This window comes from Streptococcus oralis subsp. dentisani (genome assembly GCF_002096685.1).
In the GTDB taxonomy this organism is placed as follows: Bacteria; Bacillota; Bacilli; order Lactobacillales; family Streptococcaceae; genus Streptococcus; species Streptococcus oralis_AD.
On sequence record NZ_NCVA01000035.1, the window covers coordinates 61,250 to 67,597 of the forward strand.

6 protein-coding genes and 1 other RNA gene are annotated in these 6,348 nt (G+C 43.1%); 2 read left to right on the forward strand and 5 right to left on the reverse strand.

Annotated features, from left to right (window positions below; genetic code table 11):
* Positions 1-6: 6 nt before the first annotated feature.
* From B7705_RS01200 to B7705_RS01215, 4 genes are all read right to left on the reverse strand, one after another.
* Positions 7-1,164: a THUMP domain-containing class I SAM-dependent RNA methyltransferase gene (locus tag B7705_RS01200; RefSeq protein WP_084947041.1), complete on the reverse strand. Its 1,158-nt coding sequence runs from the start codon at positions 1,162-1,164 to the stop codon at positions 7-9.
* Positions 1,165-1,247: 83 nt separating this feature from the next.
* An RNA gene (gene rnpB / locus B7705_RS01205) (RNase P RNA component class B) lies at positions 1,248-1,629 on the reverse strand.
* 20 nt (positions 1,630-1,649) lie between these two features.
* Positions 1,650-1,979 (reverse strand): cell division regulator GpsB, encoded by a 330-nt coding sequence (gene gpsB / locus B7705_RS01210; RefSeq protein WP_000146526.1) that lies wholly within the window; start codon positions 1,977-1,979, stop codon positions 1,650-1,652.
* A 69-nt stretch (positions 1,980-2,048) separates the two neighbouring features.
* Positions 2,049-2,576, reverse strand: coding sequence for an SLOG family protein (locus B7705_RS01215; RefSeq protein WP_084947044.1), 528 nt, complete (start codon positions 2,574-2,576; stop codon positions 2,049-2,051).
* A gap of 66 nt (positions 2,577-2,642) precedes the next feature.
* Between B7705_RS01215 and recU the strand changes: the two genes are divergently transcribed.
* Together recU and pbp1a are read left to right on the forward strand one after the other, a co-directional pair.
* Complete coding sequence (gene recU, locus B7705_RS01220) at positions 2,643-3,239, forward strand: Holliday junction resolvase RecU (RefSeq protein ID WP_084947045.1); 597 nt, start codon at positions 2,643-2,645, stop codon at positions 3,237-3,239.
* Complete coding sequence (gene pbp1a / locus B7705_RS01225; RefSeq protein ID WP_084947047.1) at positions 3,236-5,383, forward strand: penicillin-binding protein PBP1A; 2,148 nt, start codon at positions 3,236-3,238, stop codon at positions 5,381-5,383. Before recU ends, pbp1a begins: the two co-directional genes overlap by 4 nt.
* A 173-nt stretch (positions 5,384-5,556) precedes the next feature.
* Here the strand turns inward: pbp1a and B7705_RS01230 are convergent.
* The coding region (locus B7705_RS01230) for an SIALI-17 repeat-containing surface protein (RefSeq protein WP_142358215.1) at positions 5,557-6,348 on the reverse strand (792 nt) is incomplete at its 5' end.

Sequence of the window (6,348 nt, forward strand, 5' to 3'; positions counted from 1 at the left end):
TCCTTTCTACTTTACCTCTTGGCGCTTCACACGCTGACCAAAGTATTGATACAAATCCACTTTTAAGGTTCCGTTATAAAGTTTGCGCTTTTTATCCGCTGGGCTTCCGTACTTACTTTCAAAAGCTTCGTCACTCGTCAGGATAAATTTGCTCCAGGTTTTCAGTGGTGCAAAGACTTGTCCCATTTCTGCATAGAGCTTGGTAACTCCTGCATCATCTGACAAGCGTTCCCCATATGGTGGATTGGAAATGATGACACCATTTACCTTGTCTGAGCGCAAGTCCTGTACCCGCATTTGTTTAAAAGTGATGTCACCTGACACACCTGCTGCTTGGGCATTGGCTTTAGCAATTTCAACCATACGAGCGTCTATATCACAGCCCATGATATCCAGTTCAAGTTCACGGTCAATTTTCTTGGCAGCATCAGTACGCACTTCTTGAATTAACCGATCGCTAACCCAGTTCCATTCTTCAAAAGCAAAGGAACGGCGAAGCCCAGGGGCCATCTTTCTAGCAATCATAGCCGCCTCGATACAGAAAGTTCCTGAACCACAGGTCGGATCGATCAAGGGCTTGTCTGGATACCAGTTAGAGAGTTGTAAAATGGCTGCTGCCATGTTTTCTTTGATAGGAGCTCCACCCTTTTCCGTACGATATCCACGTTTAAAGAGGCTAGAACCTGTCGTGTCAATCATGACAGTTGCCACATCTTTCAGGATGGACACCTCAATCTTAAACTCAGGACCATTTTCCATCAAGGGAACACCTTCTGGACGGGCATAGTGTTTTTGCAGTTTCTTGACAACTGCTTTCTTGGAAATCGCCTGAACACTAGGCTCATTGTGAAGTTTGGACTTAACGCATTTAGCCTTGGAAATCGGAAAACGCGCCCCAAGCGGGAGATAGTTTTCCCAATCTAGAGCAAAAACGCCTTGAAAAAGCTCTTCAAAGGTCTTAGCTGGAAAACTTCCGACTACAATCTTGATACGGTCAGCTGCGCGAAGCCACAGATTGGTCTCAATAATTGCCCGCACATCTCCTTGAAAACGGACACGCCCATTTTCAACTTGGCAATCATAACCAAGATCTCGCACCTCACGTCCAACGACAGCCTCTAGCCCCGCCGCAGCAGTTGCGATTAAATTAAATTGTTCTTTCATTTCTAGTCTTGCAAGACCTTTCTCTTGTTCACTTTAAAAAATGAGGTTGAGAAAAAATTCTCAGCCCCAACCTATATGCAATTTTCTATAAGCCATGTTTTGTTCCAGAAGTGACTAGGACCACTTCCTTCGATAATCATCTGTCTACCGCTAGCAGCCTATAGCTGACAGCAGTCAGAGTACTACGTTCGTTTCCGTGCACTCCATGCCCCGACCAAAATTTGGGTTGCTAACTTGAGGGGTTTACCGCGTTCCACTCTCTCTGTTTCCAGAAAGACTCCGTCACTGTGGCACTTTCAAGCCTACTCTGACCTATCCAAAGACTTAGCCATTTCGACTGCCGTAACGATCTCTCGTCCCTAGGCTTATGGTTTCGCCTAGCACAAACACTACAGGCATCACAGCCTGTGCTAGCATGGACTTTCCTCATGAAAAGGGATTCTCTTCACGCGATTATCCAAAAATTGCATCTAATAGACACCTGATTATAACTCAGAATTGTCTACGATTTGCTTACCGAATACTTCTTTTTCAAGTCGATTCAATCGTTTCAAAATATCAAAATTTGTCATTGGAGTAGAACTTGTTACTTCGATAGAACTTTGTTGAGTAGAACTTGCCTGTGGCTTGTTAGACAATTCCTCCTTCAAATCAGCAATCTCCTGACGAAGAGATTTGACCAAAGCTGCGTAAGTCTCATAATCCTTGATCACATCATCTAGGAACTCGTCTACCTCTGCCTTACTATATCCGCGAACTTCACGTCCAAACTCTTGTTCAAAAATATCTTTTGCTGAAAAAATAATACTTGCCATTTCTCTCTCCATTCTTGATTGCTATTCTTATTATATAAAAAAAGACAAACAAAAATCAAGGTCAAAGCCTCACTTTTCGGAAAAATTTTCCACTATTTCGTTTAGATCCTCAAATGTTAATCTTTTCGTAACATAGCCTTCTTGATTTTTCATCATCTGGTAAAAATATCGTAACCTAGTCTCGTTTTCTTCGTCGTAAAAAAGGTAGCAAGTATCTGTATTTTCCAGGAGGAATTTCTGATAATCGCGTAATTGTCCCTTATGTTCATAGTGAGGATAGGCGTATTTGACAAAGTCAACCTGCTTAAATTCACTGAGTTTGATTTGATTTGCTTCATTCCAATTACTGCCATGGGTTTCAAAATCAAAAATGGTCGCCAACTGAAAGCCGTAGTCTGCCTTCATATCCTGTGCCACTTCCAGCACCCAGTACTCAAAGCCCAGAGCCCCTGTAAAGACAAGCCAGGTCACCCCTTCTTCTGCTAGACTCTCTAGATCCCGACGAATGGCTTGTTTAATAATGTCAATGCGAATATCCTTGTCATTAAAGAGACCAAGGTCGAAGGCAGAATAGCCTAAAATCAAGGCTGTTGTCATTTTTAACCCTTTCTTTGTGAATTTATGATATAATAGAGTGATGTTATTGTACCAATAAGGAGAATTATGGTCAACTATCCACATAAACTTTCATCTCAAAAAAGACAAACATTCCCTTCACAAACTAAAAATTTCGCAAATCGGGGAATGTCTTTTGAAAAGATGATCAACGCTACGAACGACTACTATTTGTCGCATGGGTTAGCAGTTGTTCACAAGAAACCGACTCCCATCCAAATCGTACGTGTCGACTATCCCCAAAGAAGTCGAGCCAAGATCGTTGAAGCCTACTTTAGACAGGCCTCAACGACCGACTATTCAGGGGTTTATGATGGATACTACATCGACTTTGAAGCAAAGGAAACCAGGCAAAAACATGCGATTCCGATGAAGAATTTTCATCTCCATCAGATCCAACACATGGAACAAGTTCTTGCCCAGCAAGGAATCTGCTTTGTCCTCCTTCACTTTTCTTCTCAGCAAGAAACCTACTTATTGCCGGCCATTGATTTGATTCGTTTCTATCATCAAGATATGGGACAAAAGTCAATGCCACTTGGATATATTCGAGAAAATGGATATAAGATTGAACAAGGTGCTTTTCCTCAAATTCCCTATCTCGAAGTTATCAAAGAACATTTACTAGGTGGTAAAATAAGATGAACAAACAAACTTTCCTGCGAATAGTTAAGTATGTCAGTATCTGCCTCTTGACTGTATTTATCGCAGCTATTATGCTAGGTGGGGGCCTTTTTCTCTACTATGTAAGCAAGGCTCCGGCCCTATCCGAAAGCAAACTAGTCGCTACAACGTCTAGTAAGATCTATGACAGCAAAAATGAACTTATCGCTGATCTGGGTTCTGAGCGCCGTGTCAATGCACAGGCTAATGAAATCCCTACGGAGCTGGTCAATGCAATTGTCTCTATTGAAGATCATCGTTTCTTCAGTCACCGAGGAGTAGATACCATTCGTATCCTCGGTGCTTCCTTACGAAATCTTCGAGGTGGTGGTGGCCTTCAGGGTGGTTCTACCTTGACACAGCAGTTAATCAAGCTGACCTATTTCTCTACGTCAACTTCTGATCAGACCCTTTCTCGTAAGGCACAGGAAGCCTGGTTAGCCTTTCAGCTAGAACAAAAAGCGACCAAACAAGAGATTCTAACTTACTACATCAATAAGGTCTACATGTCAAATGGTAACTACGGAATGCAGACAGCTGCTCAAAATTACTATGGCAAAGACCTCAAAGATTTAAGTTTGCCACAATTGGCTCTCCTAGCTGGAATGCCCCAGGCTCCAAATCAGTATGACCCCTACTCTCATCCAGAAGCGGCACAAGAACGCCGCGACCTTGTCCTCTCGGAAATGAAAAGTCAAGGCTACATTTCTGCCGAACAATACGAAAAAGCCATTAACACTCCGATTACAGACGGACTTCAAAGTCTAAAATCTGCTAATAGCTATCCTCCGTATATGGACAATTACCTCAAAGAAGTAATCGACCAAGTCGAACAGGAAACTGGTTACAACCTTTTGACAACAGGAATGGAAGTTTATACTAATGTTGATCCAGCCGTTCAACAACGTCTCTGGGATATCTACAATACCGACGAATACGTTAATTATCCAGATGATGAGTTGCAAGTAGCTTCTACCATCGTTGATGTCACAAACGGAAAGGTGATTGCCCAGCTAGGTGCACGCCATCAATCTAGCAATGTTTCCTTCGGTATGAACCAAGCTGTCGAAACAAACCGCGACTGGGGTTCAACCATGAAACCCATCACAGATTACGCGCCAGCCTTGGAGTACGATATCTATGACTCAACCGCTTCGGTTGTTCACGACGTACCATATAACTATCCTGGCACCAACACACCTGTCTACAACTGGGATAAGAGTTACTTTGGAAACATCACGTTGCAGTATGCTCTTCAACAATCACGGAACGTTACAGCTGTAGAAACCTTGAATAAAGTCGGTTTGGATAGAGCCAAGACCTTCCTAAATGGACTCGGTATTGACTACCCAGATATGCACTATGCCAACGCGATTTCAAGTAACACAACCGAATCTAACAAAAAGTATGGGGCAAGCAGTGAAAAAATGGCCGCAGCCTATGCTGCCTTTGCCAATGGCGGTATTTACCATAAGCCAATGTACATCAACAAAATCATCTTTAGTGATGGTAGTTCAAAAGAGTTTTCTGATTCAGGAACACGCGCTATGAAAGAAACAACCGCCTATATGATGACAGAGATGATGAAAACTGTCCTAACCTACGGGACAGGACGTGGAGCCTACCTATCATGGTTACCACAAGCTGGTAAGACTGGTACATCAAACTATACAGATGATGAAATTGAGAAATACATTAAGAACTCTGGTTATGTAGCTCCAGACGAAATGTTTGTCGGCTATACTCGTAAATATTCAATGGCTGTCTGGACCGGTTACTCTAACCGACTTACTCCTATCGTTGGTGATGGCTTCTACGTTGCAGCTAAGGTCTACCGTTCGATGATGACCTATCTCTCAACTGATGATCATCCAGGAGATTGGACCATGCCTGAAGGTCTTTACAGAAGCGGGGAATTTGTCTTCAAGAATGGAGCACGCAATACGTGGACCCCTTCATCATCTACACAACAAAGTTCTACATCTGAAAGTTCTAGTTCTACATCTGAGAGTTCGACTTCTCAGTCAAGTTCAACTACTCCAAACACAAGTCAAACGCAGACGATTCCTCAACAATCAGGCACTGCACCTGCTGAGCAAAACCAACCAAGTCAACCGCAACAATAAGCAAAATCCTGAGAAGTAAAATTCTCAGGATTTTTATTCTTTATAGCTCAATAGTTTATCCCAACAGCACCATAACTCTTTTAATAGTTTCTCTAACTATTATAGAGGTTATGGAGCTGTCTTTTCACTTTCTCTTGATGCTAAAATTTGTCAAAAGCAAAGGTAATCAGAAGCTATTCCTTTTTCCCTTTTGCGATAAATAGAGCAGATAGAGCTAAACTTACGCCTGCTAGGAAGAGAGCTGTGTCAGCTTTGCTTTCACCTGTTGCCGGAAGCTCCTTCTGATCATCATGTTTAACTTCTGGAGTCTTAGTATCAGCGAGTAGACTTAAGTTCAATTTGTACTCTGGTTTTTCAACTGTCGGTGCTGGTTGGTCTCCTGCTGTACCAAGTGGACCTGTGTACTCTGGTACTTCATGTACTGCTGCTTCTACCGCGTTCACACCACCTGTAAAGTCCAGTTTCTCGACCGTCGGTGCTGGTTGGTCTCCTGCTGTACCAAGTGGACCTGTGTACTCTGGTACTTCATGTACTGTTGCTTCTACCGCGTTCACACCGCCTGTAAACTCTAGTTTCTCAACTATCGGTGCTGGTTGGTCTCCTGCTGTACCAAGTGGACCTGTGTACTCTGGTACTTCATGTACTGCTGCTTCTACCGCGTTCACACCACCTGTAAACTCTAGTTTCTCAACTATCGGTGCTGGCTGATCTCCTGCTGTACTAAGTGGGCCTGTGTATTCTGGTACCTCATGCACTGCTGCCTCAGCCGCATTCACACCACCTGTAAAGTCCGGTTTGCTCAAAACTGGTGGTTCTTCTTCACCCTTGCTTGATTGAACCGATTCTTCTGTTAATGCTTGATGGAAGCTTGCCAATTCATAAAACTCAGCCTTGCCACCTTCCCAGACTAATTTGACGTCTAGAAGAGAGCCACCATTTCGGATAGCGAAGGTTTGGAGACTAGA